14 protein-coding genes and 1 tRNA gene are annotated in these 19125 nt (G+C 43.0%); 5 read left to right on the forward strand and 10 right to left on the reverse strand.

Features of this window, described 5'->3' with window-relative positions:
• Positions 1-44: 44 nt before the first annotated feature.
• Both K7A41_RS16940 and K7A41_RS23645 read right to left on the reverse strand, forming a co-directional pair.
• The gene (locus tag K7A41_RS16940; protein WP_265714619.1) at positions 45-2282 is read right to left on the reverse strand and encodes a Tex family protein; all 2238 of its coding nucleotides are present in this window, start codon (positions 2280-2282) and stop codon (positions 45-47) included.
• An 86-nt stretch (positions 2283-2368) separates the two neighbouring features.
• Complete coding sequence (locus K7A41_RS23645) at positions 2369-2881, reverse strand: Sec-independent protein translocase subunit TatA/TatB (protein WP_081818027.1); 513 nt, start codon at positions 2879-2881, stop codon at positions 2369-2371.
• 239 nt (positions 2882-3120) lie between these two features.
• Between K7A41_RS23645 and K7A41_RS16950 the strand changes: the two genes are divergently transcribed.
• The gene (locus tag K7A41_RS16950) at positions 3121-4494 is read left to right on the forward strand and encodes an MATE family efflux transporter (protein WP_028072350.1); all 1374 of its coding nucleotides are present in this window, start codon (positions 3121-3123) and stop codon (positions 4492-4494) included.
• Between the two features lie 179 nt (positions 4495-4673).
• Here the strand turns inward: K7A41_RS16950 and K7A41_RS16955 are convergent, their stop codons facing one another.
• From K7A41_RS16955 to K7A41_RS16965, 3 genes are all read right to left on the reverse strand, one after another.
• Complete coding sequence (locus K7A41_RS16955) at positions 4674-6023, reverse strand: dihydrolipoamide acetyltransferase family protein (protein WP_265714620.1); 1350 nt, start codon at positions 6021-6023, stop codon at positions 4674-4676.
• 123 nt (positions 6024-6146) lie between these two features.
• A complete protein-coding gene (locus K7A41_RS16960; RefSeq protein ID WP_265714621.1) occupies positions 6147-7394 on the reverse strand; it encodes a competence/damage-inducible protein A in 1248 nt (415 codons plus the stop codon).
• Between the two features lie 130 nt (positions 7395-7524).
• Positions 7525-10155: a putative LPS assembly protein LptD gene (locus K7A41_RS16965; protein WP_037534553.1), complete on the reverse strand. Its 2631-nt coding sequence runs from the start codon at positions 10153-10155 to the stop codon at positions 7525-7527.
• Between the two features lie 201 nt (positions 10156-10356).
• Here K7A41_RS16965 and K7A41_RS16970 point away from each other — a divergent pair, with 201 nt between their 5' ends.
• The gene (locus K7A41_RS16970) at positions 10357-11157 is read left to right on the forward strand and encodes an N-acetylmuramoyl-L-alanine amidase family protein (protein ID WP_265714622.1); all 801 of its coding nucleotides are present in this window, start codon (positions 10357-10359) and stop codon (positions 11155-11157) included.
• Positions 11158-11219: 62 nt separating this feature from the next.
• Positions 11220-12167: an MlaD family protein gene (locus K7A41_RS16975; RefSeq protein ID WP_028072345.1), complete on the forward strand. Its 948-nt coding sequence runs from the start codon at positions 11220-11222 to the stop codon at positions 12165-12167.
• 69 nt (positions 12168-12236) lie between these two features.
• Here K7A41_RS16975 and K7A41_RS16980 read toward each other — a convergent pair whose 3' ends face one another.
• The 5 genes from K7A41_RS16980 to K7A41_RS17000 form a co-directional block, all read right to left on the reverse strand.
• Complete coding sequence (locus K7A41_RS16980) at positions 12237-14246, reverse strand: S9 family peptidase (RefSeq protein WP_322784033.1); 2010 nt, start codon at positions 14244-14246, stop codon at positions 12237-12239.
• Between the two features lie 200 nt (positions 14247-14446).
• Positions 14447-15919, reverse strand: coding sequence for a cell envelope integrity protein CreD (gene creD, locus K7A41_RS16985; protein ID WP_265714624.1), 1473 nt, complete (start codon positions 15917-15919; stop codon positions 14447-14449).
• Positions 15920-15923: 4 nt separating this feature from the next.
• Positions 15924-16415 carry a Coq4 family protein gene (locus tag K7A41_RS16990; protein WP_051607365.1) on the reverse strand — a complete coding sequence of 164 codons (492 nt, stop codon included), beginning with the start codon at positions 16413-16415 and terminating at the stop codon, positions 15924-15926.
• A 51-nt stretch (positions 16416-16466) separates the two neighbouring features.
• Positions 16467-16769 carry a winged helix-turn-helix domain-containing protein gene (locus tag K7A41_RS16995; protein ID WP_028072342.1) on the reverse strand — a complete coding sequence of 101 codons (303 nt, stop codon included), beginning with the start codon at positions 16767-16769 and terminating at the stop codon, positions 16467-16469.
• A complete protein-coding gene (locus K7A41_RS17000; protein WP_265714625.1) occupies positions 16766-17377 on the reverse strand; it encodes a hypothetical protein in 612 nt (203 codons plus the stop codon). The genes K7A41_RS16995 and K7A41_RS17000 overlap by 4 nt, the downstream gene beginning before the upstream one ends.
• Positions 17378-17525: 148 nt before the next feature.
• Between K7A41_RS17000 and K7A41_RS17005 the strand changes: the two genes are divergently transcribed.
• A tRNA-Leu gene (locus K7A41_RS17005) sits at positions 17526-17607 on the forward strand.
• Between the two features lie 68 nt (positions 17608-17675).
• On the forward strand, positions 17676-19001 hold the full coding sequence (locus K7A41_RS17010; protein ID WP_028072340.1) for a trigger factor: 1326 nt from the start codon (positions 17676-17678) through the stop codon (positions 18999-19001).
• Positions 19002-19125: the final 124 nt, after the last annotated feature.

Consider the following 19125-nt stretch of genomic DNA (forward strand, 5'->3'; position numbering starts at 1 on the left):
AGGGGGATGGGTAATTGTCAAATAAAATGTATTGCCGATCTGTGTTATTTAAATTTGCTGGCCAGCGCAGCTAGCTTACTTGCCATATCGGTTTCGGGCTCCTGATTCCGCCTGTTCTCGTTTTTTTTATGTTTAGGAGCTGCATTTTTTTCATCTGTTTTCATGGACAGGGCGATCCGGTTACGTTTTTCGTCTACTTCTGTGACGGTGACGGTGACTTGCTGCTGCACTTTGACGACTTCATGAGGATCAGCGATATATCGGTTTGATAGTTGGCTTAAATGCACCAGACCGTCTTGATGGACGCCGATGTCAACAAAAGCTCCAAAGTTAGTAATATTTGTGACGATGCCCGGAAGCTTCATTCCCACGCGTAAATCTGAAATGCTGTTGACGCCCTCGGTAAAAGAGAAAGCTTCGAATTTTTCACGTGGATCCAATCCAGGCTTGGCCAGCTCATTTATAATATCATTTAATGTGGGTAAACCAACTTCCTCCGAAATATAGTTTTTCAGCGGTATTGATTTTCTTAACTCGGCATCTTTTAGCAAATCCTCCACATTTTTACCAAGATCTTTGGCCATCTGTTCGACGAGAGCATAGCGTTCGGGGTGTACAGCTGAGGAGTCCAATGGATTGGCAGCATTACGTATACGGAGGAAGCCTGCCGCTTGTTCGAACGCCTTATCTCCTAGACGGGGTACTTTCTTGAGCTCACGGCGTGATGCAAAAGGACCGTTTTCATTCCTGTATTTAATAATCTGCTGAGCCAATGCCGGACCCAATCCGGATACATAAGACAGAATCTGTTTGGACGCTGTATTCAGTTCCACACCTACGGCATTCACACAGCTGATAACTGTGTCGTCCAAGGAAGTCTGGAGTTTGCTTTGATCGACATCGTGCTGATATTGGCCAACACCTATTGATTTCGGGTCAATCTTGACAAGTTCGGCCAACGGATCCATGAGTCTCCTGCCAATGGATACAGCGCCGCGCACAGTAATGTCGAAATCTGGGAATTCTTCGCGGGCGGTTTCAGAAGCCGAATAAATGGATGCTCCACTTTCGTTGACCATGACGACGATCACCTCACTGAGCGCTAGTTTGCGTACAAAATCTTCCGTTTCACGCCCCGCTGTACCATTCCCGATTGCAATGGCCTGAATATCGTATTTTGATACCAGGTATTTAATTGTTTTCTGTGCTTCAGCGAGCCCATTGGCGCCATTATGTGGAAATATGGTGGTATTTTCTTTTAGCTGACCTTGTTCGTCCAGGACGACTGTCTTACAGCCTGTGCGAAATCCGGGATCTATTGCGAGCAGCCTTTTCTGGCCCAGGGGGGCAGCCAAAAGCAATTGACGGACGTTGTCGGCAAAAACCTTGATAGCTTCTTCGTCTGCTTTCTGACGTGTCAATACACGGATTTCGGTTTCCATAGAAGGCTTTAAAAGACGCTTGTAGCTATCTGTTAGGGCTAGTTTCACCTGTGAAGCTGCTTCATTGACAGCTTTGATGTAAATAGACTCAATGGCTGGAAGAATGTCTTCTTCCTGAATATCGATATCAAGGTATAGCAATTCTTCTTTTTCTCCTCTACGCATCGCGAGTACCCGGTGTGAAGGGGCATCTTTCAGCGGTTCAGACCATTCGTAGTAATCTTTATATTTAAGTGCAGCCTCTTCTTTACCAGGTACGACTCTGGACACAAATTCGCCTTTTTCGAGAAATATAGCTCTAGCTCTGGATCTGACAGTGGCATCTTCGGCGATCATTTCGGCAATGATATCTCTCGCCCCCGCCAATGCCTCCTCGCTGTTCTTAACACCTTTTTCTTCATCCACCAATGATTCCGCCAGAGCCAAAAAATCAGTGTTTTGCTGCGCCAAAAGTATATCGGCCAAAGGCTGCAGTCCTTTTTCGCGGGCGGCACTCGCTCTTGTCTTTCTTTTTGGCTTGTAGGGTAGATAAATGTCTTCCAGATTAGCCATTGTCTCCGCAGCCAGCACCTGTAGTTCCAGCTCAGGCGTTAACTTACCTTGATCAGTAATGGATTTTAATACCGCATCTTTACGCTTGTCGAGATCCTTCAATTGCTGTGAGCGGTCCCGGATCGCGGTGATTTGCACTTCATCCAGGCTGCCTGTCATTTCCTTCCGGTACCGGGAGATAAAAGGAACAGTTGCTCCTTCCTCCAGCAGTTCAATAGTGGTACGAACTTGTTTTTCGCTAATGGAAAGTTCATTAGCTATAATCGTTTCGTGGGATAATAAGCTCATTATAGGTTATGTTAAAAAGGAAAGCTGCTGAATAGTGTATTCAACAGCTTTTGTATATATCTTATTGTAAATGAATGTAATGAAAACTAAGCCGGTTTATTGGTGCCTTCTTGTTCAGGAGCCTTTGTATCGGCTGTTTCACTGCCTTTATTTTCCGCAAAGTGGTCGTTGTAGCCGTAAGTGATATGGGCGGGCTCTTCTCCATAGTCGGGCTGCTTGTGTGGATTATGTTCTACGACACCGGCCGGAGTGGTAAACTCATATTTTTTCTTTGGCTGTTCTGACTCAGAACCGTTCTCGGTGTCCGCAGACTGTTCCGTTTCAGCTTTGGCTTTCTCTTCAGCAGCTTTTACATCGTTTGGCAAAGTCTCTTCTTTGACTTCCGGTTTAACTTCTATGTCCTTTTCGAAATTATTGATCTGATCGGAGATTTCCCTTTTGATTCCCTCGGATGCATCTTTAAACTCCCGTATCCCTCTTCCTAGTCCTCTTGCCAGCTCGGGAAGTTTTTTACCACCAAAAAGCAACAGGATGGCAAACACGATTAAAATCATTTCTTGTGTTCCGATGTTTAGGAATGCTATTACTGGATTGTACATACTCTTTTCCTCTTCTTTTGATTTCTAACTAAGTGCTAAGTTACGTTTATATTTCTATAGTTTTTAGCCCAGTGCGTAAAATTAAGACAATTTTAAGGCATTTGAAACATAAAAATTACTTAATGGCACCGTGCTGCGTAGCGTGAAGTTTTGGTTATTTATTTGCTAAATATTTTATAATATGACGATAGAGCAGAAATATCTTTGTATTTTTGTGCCTATTTTTTTTCGTATTGATCATGTTGGGAAAATTCAAATCTTACAAGCCGTATTACAAAAGCACCATTGTGCTCGCCGGACCGGTGGTCATCTCACAATTGGGACATACTCTGGTACATACTGCCGACAGCGTTATCGTGGGGCATTTTGCCGGAACGATTCCGCTGGCAGCGGTTTCGCTGGTAAATGCTGTGTTCATGATCGTTATGGTCGTCGGGTTAGGAATCGCTTATGGAATCACTCCTTTGATCGCACAGGAGAATGGCCGCGACAATAAGCAGGAGTGTGGAACTTTATTGTCAAACAGCTTCTGGCTCAATATCATTACCGGCATACTCTTGTTCTGCCTAGTCTATTTTGGATCGATGCTGGCAATTGACCATTTGGATCAGGACCCTGCGGTGGTGAAAGAGGCAAAACCTTATCTGTTTATCCTAAGTTTGTCCATGCTGCCGTTAATGGTGTTCAGTACTTTCAAACAGTTTGCCGAAGGATTAGGGTTTACAAAGCAGGCTATGAATGTAACAATATGGGGTAATGTTCTAAATATCATTTTGGCAATAATCTTTGTGAAGGGGATGTTCGGGATAGCTCCCATGGGGGTCAAGGGCGTCGGTTATAGTACCTTGATCGACCGTGTACTGATGATGTCTGTCATGATGGCCTATGTCTTGCGCGCGCAGAAATTTAAAAGTTATATCCAGCATTTTAGGATTACGGTAATCGACCGGATCCGATTACGGAAGATATTACAGATCGGTGCTCCCGTGGCCATGCAATATGTATTTGAGATCGGCGCATTCGCCGGTGCTTCTTTATTGGCTGGGACCATCAGCGCAACGGCGCAGGCTTCACACCAAGTGGCTATACAGCTGGCGGCAATGACCTATATGATGGCCAGTGGTATTGCTGCGGCAGCAACGATCAAGGTGGGCAATAGTTACGGAAACCGCAATCTGTTTCGCCTGGAGCGCTTTGCTGTATCTTCCTATCAGCTCGTTTTGCTCTTTATGGCGATTACGGCTTCGCTGTTTGCTCTCTTCAACAATTATCTGCCTTATATTTTCACCTCCGACACAGCAGTGGTCGTCATCGCCTCGCAGCTATTGATTATAGCCGGTCTCTTTCAGTTATTTGACGGCACGCAGGTGGTGGGACTTGGCGTATTGCGGGGGATGGGGGATGTCAATATTCCTACGATTATCACGTTTATTGCTTATTGGGTGATCGGCCTGCCCAGCGGCTATGTCATGGGTATAATGTTTGACTGGGGGATCGAGGGCATCTGGTATGGACTTACTTTAGGGCTGCTGACCTCTTCGTTGCTTCTTTACTTACGCTTCCACTTGGTGATCAAAAAGAAAAAGCTTCATTTTGAACGAGCTAAATTTTAGTAGGAGTATGCCAAATCTCAGTACAGCCACATAAAATAATCATTGTCCACAGGGCAATCTGAGCCCTTTGAGATCAAATATCGAGATGATGCTGTAGTGAACACGTGTAGAGGTGCATAAAAATAGGGCTATCCAAAATTTTTGGTTAGCCCTATTGATTTTCAGTATGTTTGACAATGTTAAACCTCTCTGTTGCTATCCCAGTTTTCCAGATAATCAGCTACCCTTTTTAGAAAAGTTCCGCCGAGAGCACCATCAATGGCACGGTGGTCATACGAAAGAGACAGGTACATCATATGTCTAATGCCGATCATATCACCGTATTCGGTCTCAATGACTGCCGGCTTCTTGGTAATAGTGCCTACCGCTAAAATGGCTGCCTGAGGCTGGTTGATAATGGGGGTTCCCATAATATTGCCAAAGGCGCCAATATTGGTGAATGTAAAAGTGCCGTCCTGTGTATCGTCGGGCTTTAATTTATTTGCCCGCGAGCGCTGTGCAAGGTCATTGACCGCTTTGCTAAGTCCTACCAGACTTAGTTGATCGGCATTTTTAATGACGGGGACAATCAGGTTACCGTTAGGCAGTGCTGCGGCCATGCCGATGTTGATGTTTTTCTTTTTGATGATGTTATGCCCATCAATAGAAATATTGACCAGAGGGAAGTCTTTGAGAGCTTTGCTGATCGCTTCTATAAATAATGGTGTAAAGGTGATATTTTCGCCTTCCCGCTTTTTGTATGCATCTTTAACACGGTTGCGCCACAAGACGAGGTTGGTAACATCTGCCTCTACAAAAGAACACACATGCGGCGATATCTGTACACTTTTAACCATGTGGTCAGCTATCAGTCTTCGCATCCGGTCCATTTCGATGATTTCATCATGCCCACTGACCACAGTGTGGGTAGTCGGAGTTACGGATGGAGCGCTTTCTTTCTGGGGGATCGACGGGGAGACCGGAATAACCGTATCGGCTGTTTTTGCCGATCGTTTGGCTACATAAGATAAAATGTCTTCTTTGGTCACCCGACCCTCAGCCCCAGTACCCTGAATGCGGTCAAGCTCCTCTTGCGATAGCCCTTCATGACGGGCAATATTCTTTACCAAAGGCGAGTAAAAACGTATTTCGCCCTCGTTGGACGAACTCTGAACAGTGGGTTCATAAGCGGATAATTGGCTGATTCCGGGGATGTCTAGATGAGCTGTTTCTGCCTCATCGGATAGAGCCGGTCTGTCGCCGGCAGTTTCCGCTGCCTGAGTACTGGCCTCAGCGGTTTCGGTTTCTCCCTCTATTTCTATTAGGGCAACGACATCACCGACCTGGACGACCTGATCGGCAGCATACAGTTGTTCTTTGAGAATTCCTCTTACTGGAGAAGGTACTTCTGAATCAACTTTGTCGGTTGCAATTTCCAATAAAGTGTCATCTTCTTCAATCAGATCACCCGGCTGTTTTATCCACTTGGTAATTGTCGCTTCCGATACACTTTCCCCCATTTTTGGAAGTAAAAGTTTATATAGAGCCATATTTTTAGCAATATCAGTATAGAAAAACGAAGTTAATTAAATTATGGTTTAATTTCAACAAATTAAAATATTATTCTTTACATGCATTCTTTGATGAAATTATATTTTATAATCTTGAAAAACTTATGCCTCTTCTTCTGAAAGCAGTTTCCATAGGAGGAGAAGTGCGTTCATGCGTGTCCGCTCGATATTAATAAGCCGATCGTTGTTAAATTGAAATTTCCTGGAAATGCTTTTTTTTCTTCCCGCAACCGCAATCCAAACGGTTCCCACGGGTTTTTCAATGGAGCCGCCACCGGGACCTGCAATACCTGTTGTGGCAATCGCGTAATCCGTCTCAAATTTTATTTTTGCACCCTGGGCCATTTCAAGTGCAGTTTGTTCACTTACTGCGCCAAATTGACTTAGGGTGTGTTCATGTACACCAAGGAGAAGCTGTTTGAGCCTATTGGAGTACGGAATGGTGCCGCCAACAAATATTTCGCTGCTCCCAGGGATTGCTGTGAGTGACGCCGCTAGACTTCCTCCGGTACAACTTTCTGCCGTCGTCAAGCTTAATCCAGCACGGGTTAAGGACTTTATCAAATGCTGTTCAATGCTGGTATCCTGATCGGCAATCACATAGTCTTTTAACCGATGGAGTAATTTGGTTTTAAAAAGCTTTACCTGTTGTAAGATATCTACCTTGTTTTTACTTTTTCCCGAAAGTCTCAAACGTATAAAAGCCAATGTGGGTAGATAAGCTAATTTAATATTTGGTGGCAGTTCATCTTCGATGTCTTTTATTTCCTCCGCGAGATAAGATTCTCCTATACCACCCACGAGAATGGTTTCGTGATGAATAAAGGTGTCGGAGTTTTGCTGCTCAAGAATTGGGAGCACACGCTGTACCATCAGGTGCTTCATTTCAAATGGTACACCCGGCATAAATACATATTGTTTTTGTGCATGGCGAACGAGCATGCCCGGAGCAGTGCCGTAGTCATTGAACAGCACTTCGCAGTTGGCGAGGACATCCGCCTGTTGCCGATTGATCTCCAGCATGGGCAATCCGCGGGCCTCAAAAAATCCGGTCACGTGCTGCAGTACCTTCTGATCGCGGATGAGGGTTGTGCCAAAATATTTGGCCGCCGTCCTTTTGGTGACATCGTCCTGCGTCGGGCCGAGGCCGCCGGTAATAATGATCAAGTCTGCCCGTGAGGATGCAGTGTTCAAGGTCGCCATGATCGCGGCCTCCGTATCAGAAATGGATGTCATCTGCACGACATCCACGTCTAATTTACCCAGCTGCTGCGCTATCCAGCTTGAATTGGTGTCAACAATCTGACCGATAAGAATTTCATCTCCGATGGTAATGATCTCTGCTTTCATGGTATAAACTTACTAAAATTACGCCCAACTCCTATGAATTGCTGTTGTTGTGTCGTGTAATAATCTGTTTTCATGCTGACGCCGCTGCATGGATCGTTCATCGGAAAAGAACAAAAAAAGAAAGCGGTTATTAAAAATAACCGCCCCCAGAACTTGCTCTTTTTGTTAACTTGAGATCCTGCAAGATAGACGCTTTGGCACGTATCGTCACATTGTAACTTCGATAGCGTCCAAAAGGCATCCAGCCAAACGACATGTCCCAGCAGTGTAGATCCCGATAGATATTGAAAGAAGTCATAACCACTTCCTTCTGCTTGAAGTCGTAACCCGATTGGAAGGTCACTTTCCATTTGGGGGTGACGCTAAAATCGCCATGTAAGTTTAGCGTACTCGTGATCTGATTGTCCATTTTTCGCGTGCTCGTGTTAAAAAATTTGGACATATTAAAGCTAAACGAGGCTGCGAGGTTCCAAGGGATGTTGAAGTCCACAAAGGCATTGGGGTCGGAACTGATTCTTGATAAGGCCTGTGCCTGCTCCGGTGTCATTCCGCCGCCTGCCATCTGTTTCCTTAAGGAGTCTATATTGTTGTTGCGCGATTGCGCAGCCTTCGGATTTAAACTGTAGTCAAAGGATAGACCAAAATTCGTGAGCCGCGCCAGGCTTCCATCTTTAATCGCAAATCTATCGATACGTACACCATTTTCGTTGACCGTGTAGGGATCAAATGCACCATTAAAGTTGACGTTCATCTTTTGGTCGAAAAAAGCGGTCCGGCCGGAAAATGTTATCGGAGATAGTTTAAGTGAGTCGGCAACAAAATTGTAGTTGCCGCTAAAGGTCAACCCCTGAAGAATAGGTATCTTTTTAAAACCACCATCTGTGGTGTCGGATTTGCTTTTGACCTTGGCTTCAATGTTATTATCAATGGAGAATCCGATACCCGCCGATCTTCCAGCGGAGGGCGATCCATATATTCCCTGTGAGAAGATGGAATAGACATTTTGGTTACCGTACTGATCAATATAGTGCTGATAGAAACCATATCTTGGATCTGAAAAATCAGGTCTATAGTTAAAGTTAATCGATGGAGTGACGACATGTCGGATGGCCTGGATCTTTCCAATTTTAGGATACATACCGTATATTTTCGTCGAAAGACCAGTAGATATCGAATAGTCGTAAGCCCGGTTAAATCCCTGCAAGGTATCAATACGTTGTGTGTAGCCGGCTGCTGTGTTGTCGATACGCTGCCGCGTGCTCTGTAGATACCAGCGTTCGGTATAGTTTACGCTGGTGTTAAACTGGAAATATTTGAACGCATTGAGCGACAAACTGACAGGAATATTGTGCTGGAAACCGTTCTGGAATTTTTTGAAGCCTCCGGGTTTAAATAATAAACTGTCTGTTGTACTTACAGAGTTCTGTGCCTGGAAGCTATAGCCTACATTGATGCGCTGATACCACTTTTGCTCACCTACGCGGTCCTTACTGTCGAAAGGATTGAACGATGACACGTTCAAACTGACATTTGGCAGGCTGAGCTGAATGCTTCTGGTTGCCATATCCTGATTGTGCGTCAAACTCGCTGTCAGATTCACTTTTCCGTCCGCAAACACTTTACCATAACTTATTGATGAGCCCATGCGGTTGCGGGCAAGATTTTCATAGGTGTTTTGAACGCTTCCCGTACCGGTATTTTGGAAGAATGAGGTGGTACCAAAATTCACGCTGGCTGAAAAAGAGGTGCCCGGATTGGCTTCCTGGCGCTGGGTGTGATTCCAGGTTACATTGAAATCTTTGTTGGAACCATAGTTGTCTGTACCTTCTACCCCCGTTTTGGTGTTGGCATAACGAATGTTGAAACCACCGTTGAACTTGTAGTTTACTGTATATCGGGTGCTGATGGATGCTTCCCACGAACCTTTCGAATATAGGGACCCTCGGATTTCGCTATCCCAGTAATCGTTGAACGCCAAGTACCAGCCAATATCGCGCATTGAAAACCCGCGGGTATAATCTTCTCCAAAGGAGGGGAACAGGAAGCCTGATGCTCTTTTGTCCGGTTTTGGAAAGAAAGCGAAAGGGAAGGCTACAGGCATTGGTACACCCATGACAACCAGATAGGCAGGACCGGAGATAATCTGGTTTTTGGTTACAATCCCTTTGGTAATATGTATACCGAAGTGTGTGTGCGGCTGTGGTAGATTACAGGTACTGTATAGACCTTTATAGATGGACATTTCATCATAGATGTTTTTACGCACGATATTCGCCTGGATATATCCCCCGTCTACCTCGGTCATGATGCCATAGGTATTGCCCTCCTGTTTCTCATAATCGTAATAGAGGGAATCGACCGTTTTTGGGGATTCGCCATTACCCATAATGACAATTGGTCGGCCAACGTACTTGCCGTTTTTGTCATAAATCCCCGAAGCAAATATTTTTTTCTGGTTGCGATCGAGACGGATGTAATCAGCCGATAATTCGAAATCCTGATATTTTACTTTTGCACCCCGGTATAAGTGGCTAATATTTTTGGCGACTTCAGATTTCTGGGAGTCAACAGCGATAATGCTGACCTCGGCTTGAAGGCCACCGCCTTTTTTCTTCGTAGAGTCCGCCTTGCTTCCCGTTGAATCAACAGCTTTTATTTTGGATGTATCTTGGAGAGGACGGGTTGTCGGGACAGGATCTTTGCTTTGAAGTCCGTTCTGCTTTAAAGGAATGTTACTTTGAGCAAAGGCTGAATTGCTCATTGCAAGAATGATAAATAGTGTTAAAATGTTGATTAACGACTTCAAAATTAAAGACAAATGTTATTTTTGTGAAATAATGTTAAACTTCGAAGGACAAAATTAGTCAAAAAACAAATAGAAAAAATGTTAAATATCGTTATCTATTGAAGAAATAATATTGACTCATTTTGTTGCGTTTATAGTAGAGCAAATAATTATTCAATGAAATCAGATTTAAGAATTAGAAAATGGTGTAGCGTCATGTGTGCTACTTTGGGATTTTTTTTATTGAATTCTTTCCAATTGAACAACGGCCAACCTCAGCCGCCTGACTATCAGATTAAAACTATTGTCATCGACGCGGGGCACGGCGGTAAAGATACCGGAGCACAGGGACGTCGTTCCCTGGAAAAAAATATCGCCCTGGACGTCGCTTTGAAACTGGGCCGCCAGATCCAAAAGGATATACCCGGCATCAAGGTGATTTATACACGTACGACTGACGAATTTGTCGAACTTTATAAGCGTATTCGCTTGGCGAATGCCAACAAAGCCGATTTGTTTATTTCTATTCACTGTAATTCCAGTGGCGCTAGTGCACATGGTACCGAAACTCTGGTGTCGGGATCTCATCGTTTAGGTCAGCAGGATGCGGCTGTACGTGAAAATGCCTCGCTGTTACTGGAAGCAAATTATAAGGAAAACTACCAGGGCTTTGATCCAAAGGATCCGGAAAGTGCAATTATCTTTTCCCTGATGAAAAATAGATTCCGCGAGAAAAGCATCCGCCTGGCGCAGATGATTGAAGGAGAATATGTAAAAGCCGGTAGATATAGCCGTGGATTCTGGGAAAAGGGTTTAGCCGTATTGGCAGAAGCAGGCATGCCAGCGGTATTGACTGAGATTGGATTTATCAGCAACCGGGAGGAGGAGAGCTATCTGCTGTCGGAGGAAGGGCAACAGGAAGTCGTTAATAATCTGGTTTCAGCAATTAAAATCTATAAAAATTCTGTCGAGCGTTAAACAGATTTGCTTTTGTGCTGTTTTAAACTTAAATTAAGGATGCATTACAAAAGGAATAATTTGTGAAAATATCAAACGAAACAAAAGTCGGCATATTAGCAACAGTTGCAATAGTTTTATTATTTATTGGTTATAGCTTTCTGAAGGGCAACGACGTATTCAGCAGCGATAATACATTTTACACGACCTATGATGCGGTCGATGGGCTGACTCCGTCAAAGCCGGTTCTGGTTAACGGTTATCAGATAGGGCGGGTTTCCAAAATGATTCTGCAGCCTGATGGCAAGATCAAAACTGAGTTTAAGATTCATTCGCACTATCAAATACCGAAAAATACCGTCGCACGTATTTCGAGTACGGATCTTCTGGGTAGCAAAGCTATCGTTTTTGATATGGGAAACAGTACGGAGATGGCCAAGGACGGTGATTACCTTACTTCGGGTGTACAGGCAAATATTATGGACAAAGTAGAGCCTATCCAGAAGCGCATTGAAACCATTACGATCAAGCTCGACTCTACCTTATCTGTAGTCAATACGGTTTTGGATAAGCAATTCCAGGACGATTTTAAAAATAGTATTCATAGCATTTCGACCTCGTTAAAGAATGTTGAGGGGATTACGAAAGATGTAGAAGGCTTGGTGGGCAATGAGAAGGGACGATTGAACCGCATCATGGCCAATCTGGAGTCCATAAGTTCCAATTTTTCACAAAACGGAGACAAGATCAACGCGATCATGGCCAATCTGAATAATATAACCGACAAAGCTGCGCGACTGGACTTTGAGCAGACCATGAATAAAGTGAATGCAGCGATGTCTGATTTTCAGAGTATCACCAACAAAATCAATAGCGGACAGGGCTCAATCGGCCTGCTTCTGAATGATGAACAATTGTACAATAACCTGAACAATGCGTCCAAGGAAATGGATAATTTGATGAAGGATGTGAAAGAGAAACCGGGTAAATATATTCGACTTTCTATTTTTGGTAAAAAGGGTGAACAATAGACTCCTGTTATCATTTTAACGAAATAAAGCCTGCTATTGCAGGCTTTATTTCGTTAAAATGATTTCTCTTTATAAAGTTTCTTGCAGCCAGGTAAAGAACTCTCTTTGCCAAACTTGTGCGTTTTGTCCGGATAACACCCAATGGTTTTCGTCTGGTAGGTAGACAAGTCTGCTCTTGATCTTTTTGAGCTGGGCTAATTGAAACGCGGCTAACCCTTGTCCTATAGGAACGCGATAGTCTTTTCCACCCTGAAAGATTAAAATGGGGGTATTCCAATTGTTGGCCTTTTCAATGGGGTTGAATTGAGTGTAGGATTTTTCGTTTTTCATTTCCCAGTAAGGACCACCAAGTTCATGGTTGGCGAAAAATAACTCCTCGGTCGTGCCATACCAGCTACGCATGTCAAAAAGCCCATTATGTGCAATAAATGTTTTAAACCGGTTTTGATGTACGCCGGCGAGCTGATAGACTGAATATCCACCATAACTGGCCCCAATTGCTGCCCGCCGCGCGGTATCGACATAGGATTCTTTGGATATATCATCGATCGCTGCAAGATAATCCCGGATTGGCTGGCCGCCCCAATCTTGCGAGATAGCTTCGTTCCATTTCACCCCCCAGCCGGGCATACCCCTGCGGTTTGGTGCAATCACAATGTAGCCTTGGGAAGCGATAAGTTGCAGGTTCCAGCGGAAGGAATAAAATTGTGTGAGTGCCGATTGTGGGCCGCCTTCACAGTAAAGTATAGTCGGGTATTTTTTTGCAGGATCAAAGTTAGGAGGATAGATAACCCACGAAAACAGATCTGCGCCATCGGAGGCTTTTGTTATGCGGCTTTCAATCTTGTTATCAGCGATTTTTGCGTATTTGGAAGCATTCACTTTGGTTATCGGCGAAAGAGTTTTGCTTTTGAGGTCAAAACTGTAGATTTCAGTTGCACGCGTAAACTTTGTCAAGGTGACAATAAGCTTGTCCTTAGTTTGGCCAACAATCCCAGTAATATCAAAATCGCCTGAGGAGATCTGCTCTATTTGCGGCAGACTCCGGGATTTAACGTTGGAAGGTACTTCCAGTTCAAATAGCTGCACAGTCCCCTTGATCGCCGCCGTGAAGTAAATTTTTCGGCTGTCGCTGCTCCAGTGGAAGGCGTTTACCGTACCGTCCCAGTGCGCTGTTAAGTTTAAACGTACGGAGCTATTCTTATCAAACAGAATGATATCGTTTTTATCCGATTCATATCCATCTGTTTTCATGCTAAGCCATGCAAGGTTTTTTCCGTTCGGGGAATATGCTGGAGCGGTATCATAACCGTTCATCCCTTCTGTGAGATTAGTAGTTGCTCCGGTAGCGATATCATACCGATAAATATCGGTGTTGGTACTGACGGCATAATCTGTTCCAAATTTTTTCTTGCAGACATACAGTACCGCTTTGCTGTCAGGGGACCAAGTAAAATCCTCTGCACCACCAAAGGGAGCCTGCGGGCTATAAAAAGGCTGGTCTTTTAAAAGATCTATCGGCTCGCCGAGCTTTCCGTCGCTGTAACTGGCTATAAATGGATGATTGAACTTGCCGTCATTGAACGTATCCCAATGCCGATAATCCAGGTTGTCATAGATATAAACGTCTGATTTTGGCAGCTCTGGGTACTTATCCTTGCTATGATACTTTTTAACGAGTACGGGTTGGCTAAAGAGAATATATTTTCCATCGGGAGAGAATTTTACATTGTCCAGTGCAGTTTCGCCGCTGGTTAATTGAGCTGGCTCACCCTCCGTTAGATTTTTTTTCCAGAGCTGACCCTTCAGCAAGTAAATGACATCGCCGTTGGGTTCAATATGCACGACAGTCTCACCGCCTTTTTGATCGGTAAATTGGGTATCGCTTCCGTTGCTCAGCGAAACCGTATATAAGTTCTTTTCACTGCTGTTGTTTTCCAAATTATAATTGGAAACACCATAAATTAACGTTTTGCCGTCAGCAGAAAGTCCTTCAGCCGACACACGGCCAAGATCCCAAAGGCCGCTTGGTGAAATGGGTTGTTTCTGTTCTTGTGCATTGCTAAGGTTGCATGCCATAATTGCTAATGTAAGTATTGTCAGTTTTTTCATATCTATATTCCTGAAAAATATCCCCGCAAGTTACAGATTTTGCCACTAAATGCTAAGTGAAGTAAAGAAATAGCCGTTTTCTGTTGAAAGAAGTCGGCTACTTGTCATTGCGTTATGATTTTTTTAGCAAAATACGGAATAATATCCAGTACATCCTCAGATGATGCCTATTGATCTGCATGATTATTGTCAAATTGATACCAGTTGATTTTAGTTGATACGCGCATAAGGATGGCAAGGATAATGAAAATCCCAATGGTACCGGCAATGAGTGAATAATCTCTGAGCTGCATGAGGATATAAATAAACAGGTAGAAAATAGCTAAAATAGCACTGAGCAATAAAGCTGATTTCCCGTCTTTTGTAATCGACCTAATAAAACTGCCAATCAACAATACCGTGGCCATTGAGGCTATAAGATAGGCTGGGTTAAACCCGAGATGTTCGGATAGCGCCAATAATAATGTATAAAAAAGAACCATGGCCACACCAATTAAGATGTATTGAATAATGTGCACACGTTTTTTCTTGATGACTTCGGTGAATAGCAAGGATGTGAACGTCAGAACGATGACTAAAATGCCATATTTTGTGACCCGCGTTGTTTTTTGATAGTTGTTGACATCGGGTAGGAAATGGATGCTTATCATATCACTGTTGGTTAGCCGTTCGTCGGCAGCGACTTTTGCAGCAGGGGCCGTCTGATCTGTACGTTGCGCATTGAACCCGTCCCCAATTCTGTTGTTTTCGTCGAAATGGTAAATAGGCTGGATGTCGCCTGTCCATTGTTGCGGAATCTTCCGGCTAAAGGAAGGGATTTCCCATGACGCCGAAAAGCTGGATGTCTGCGTATTTCGTTTGTCCGGCAAAAATGCGCCGGTAAAACTCGGGTTTGCCCAGTTGCCCTCTGCCTGAATGTTGGTCTGTTCGCCGAGGGGCAAAAAGTTCAAAGATCGAGATCCCTTCAGGTCGAGTTCGATCGTAAAATGTTGCTCGTTCTGACCGGCGGCGAGGGGGATGTTGCTAACCAGATTTTGGTGAAATAATTTGAAACTATGCAAGCCAGGATCAAAAGTAAATTGACTGTTGTTCCAAGATAAAGTAGGACGCTTTCCGAGACCTTTAAAGTCCTCAAGACCTAAGATGATTTTACTGCCCTTCCAGTCAATATTTTCTTCTGGGATTTCGAGGTTCTTTGGATCTATTTTGCTAAAGGTACCTTCGAGTTTAATATGGCTGCCGTAGACCACGGATTCATAAATGCCCCTCGACAGGTGCTGAGGATTGACCTTGGCCATGATATTGCAGGTTCGTGGCAGGATGAATATCCACTTCATTTCTTGGTGCTCCTGTACAATGGTATTTTGGTTTTTCTCTGAGGATTCGCGGATTGTTTGCTGATATGGGATAGCAAGAATAGGTCCGGAGACAACCTGGTCCTGTCCCCAGTTGAGTGCGATTCCGTCAGATACTTCCTGTTCCCTTGTTTTGCGTTCTTCGATCAAATCTTCGATCAAAGATAACGGTATGAGCAATATCAGGGAAAGAAATAAAATCACAAATAATTTTAAGACTGTTGAGTTCGTGATTTTGTCGAATAACGAATATTGACCGTTATGAAATGAATTATTGTTATCCATGATTTCAGTTATTTAAGTTTATTTGCACATTGTTGCTGTAAAGAGCAATCTGTAGTTCGCTGAGCTGATAATGGAGTATTTCTTTAAAGTCGATGTGATAGAATTTTTGTAATGACCGGCCTTTTCGGAATGCTCTTTTATAATCATTGGTATACTCGGGATACAGTATACCTCCGACGACAATCATTCCGAACAAATAAAGACTGATTTTTCCATTGCCCAATAATAAATACTGCATGGCTATTTCGTCCTGAATCTCCGTTCCGGTCTCTGTCAGGATATGGAAAACATCGTGGTTTTCCAGTTTGGGCATCACGTCGAAGCCTTTGCTCTCATAAAACAGTCCCAGACGGTGGCCAATGCTACCTGCTGGGTAGGCTAAAAATTCCTCTTTGCTAATCCCCCAGGCTTTTTTGTTCCATTTAAAAATGGAGGCATACACCTTGGATGACCAATCATAGAGGTGTAGCATAAGACTTAACCGGATTTCTTTCATGTTTATTGTTTTAAAAGTACTTTGTATTTCAAAGTAATTGAGTAAAAAAAATTATTTATACTGTTGTTTTATTAAGTTTTCCAGAGCGATAAGATGGTTTTCAAACGCTTTTAATCCTTTGGCTGTTCTTTTATATCTTGTATTGGGCTTACGGTCAACAAAGCTCTTTTCTACGATAATATATTCCTCTTTTTCCAGTGTTTTGAGGTTAGAAGCCAGGTTGCCGTCAGTCACATCGAGTAACTCTTTTAGTGAACTGAAGTCATATTCTTCATTTGCGGCGAGGATGCTCATAATCTGAAGGCGTACTCTGTTTTCAAATATTTTGTCATATAAAGAGAGGTCCAATTTCACGATTCATACTTTTTGTAAACGATAAAACCATAGATGATGTGTAGCACACCGAATCCCAATCCCCACAGCAGCAACCCGTAATCAGGAAAGCATAAAGCGACCAAGCCCAAAGTGATCTCCAATATGCCCAGCCATTTAACTTCCGCAAACGTATATATGCTTCCGGCAGACAGAGCCAGTCCATAGAAAATGAGGAGCATGGCTGCAATCAGATGATAATAGTCCCCAGCAAGGAGTACCAAAGATACGATACCTCCCGTTAATAGTGGGATTGAAACTGCAAATAAAAGGGATTTGCTGGTAATATTCCAAATGGACTGTCTGTTTTTCCTCGCTTTTTTACGAGCCATAAGCCAGCCGGTGACTAAAGACAGCAATAAGATAAGTATCGCCGTGCCTAGCAGCAGATCTACCATGCTGATATTGCCTCGCACCATGCCCATGATGTGGTATGGATTGTATAGACTATAGCCGGCAAAGGCGGTTCCGATTAAAGCATAACAGCCAATGAGTACGCCGGACAATCCACTTATCGAAACAAATTTGGACGACTTCTCCATTAGTGATCTGATCTGGCCAAGCTCTTTAAATAAATCTTTCTGTTCCATAAAAGTACTTTGATATTCAAAGTAAATGAATAATAATGTATTATGCAAGAGCAAAATAAAATATTGAAAAAAAACAAAAAAAGAGTAAAAAATACTTGCATGATATCGCTTTCATTTCTATCTTTGTGGCATCAAAAGAAATCCTAATGCGGAAGTGGCGTAATTGGTAGCCGCACCAGACTTAGGATCTGGCGCCGCAAGGCGTGGGGGTTCGAGTCCCTTCTTCCGCACTTGATGTCCTCCCGAACTTAAAACCTCGGGAGGATTTTTTTATGAATGCGATATAGCTAAAAAGAGTATGAATATTTCACACGAGAATGTAGATGCAATCAATGCGGTAATCAATGTCGCATTAGCACCTGAAGATTATAATCCTCAAGTCGACAAAGAGATTAAGGCACAAGCTAAGAAAGCAAAGTTGCCGGGTTTCCGTCCGGGTCAGGTTCCTCCGGGACATATTAGACGTACGTATGGTAAGTCTATTTTATTTGATGAGATCAATAAATTGGTGAATGAAAAAATCACGAATTATATCGCTGAGAATAAACTGGAAGTATTAGGTCAACCTCTTCCTTTGGAAGACGATGCTCAATATAACTGGGATTTTAAAGACAATTTCAACTTTAAATATGAGATTGGTCTGGCTCCTGCGTTTGAGTTGCCATTTACTGCTGAGACGGAATTCACTGCTTACGAAATCAAAGCTGATGAAGAAACTTTGGCAGACCGTATCAAAAATTTACGTCGTAGCTACGGAAAAATGACGAATCCCGAAGTCTCGGAAGAGGGCGACGTATTGTATGCTACATTAAAGCAAGATAAGGAAGATGGTTTAGAAAAAACGACTTCTATCCGTACTGATATTGTTGAAGATGCAAAAATCAAAAAATCTTTAGTAGGTCTTAAAAAAGATGATACGGTAAAGATTGATGTGAAAAAAGCTTTCAAAACTGAAGATCTGGCACGTATCTTAGGTATCAGTGAAGAAGAAGCTGCTGCTTTGGATGTCACGAAATTTGAATTGACTGTTAAAAACATCAACCGTTTAGAGGAAGCTGATCTTAATCAGGAGTTTTTCGATAAATTATTTGCAGAAGGTGAAGTGACAGAAGAGGCACAGTTCACTGAGAAAGTAAAAGAAGAGGTAGAAAACTTATTTAAACAGAATTCAGATCAGAAATTACGTAATGATATGTATACTTTTGGTATGGAAAAAGTTGACGTAACTTTCCCTGAGGAATTCTTGAAAAAATGGTTGAAAGCAACAAACCCAAGTATTTCTGACGAAGAATTAAATGAAGGTTTTGCGGATTTTCTGAACAACCTGAAATGGACAATCATTGAAAACCGTGTTGTTACTGAAAATGGTCTTGAAGTTAAATATGATGAGGTGATCAATTTAGCGAAAGAACGCATTTATGCGCAGATCAAGATGTACAATATTAACGAAGAACCTTCTGATGAACAACTGAATCAATTTGCCATCCAGTTGTTACAGGACAGAGAGCAAGGAAACCGTCTGTTTGAGGAAGCTAAAGCATTGAAAGTATTTGATCACTTAAAAGGCTTGGTAAAATTAAACAGTAGCGAAATTGAGTATAAAGAGTTCGAAAAATTGGCATAAATAGCAAGCCAATGATTAGAGAAAGGCCTTTCAATACAATTGAGAGGCCTTTTTTATGTTATGAATATTGACCTTATCCACTTCTGGTTGCATAATTGAGCAGAGCAATACGGTGGGGCCGGAT

Origin of the sequence: Sphingobacterium sp. InxBP1, assembly GCF_026191775.1 — a bacterium.
GTDB lineage: Bacteria > Bacteroidota > Bacteroidia > Sphingobacteriales > Sphingobacteriaceae > Sphingobacterium > Sphingobacterium thalpophilum.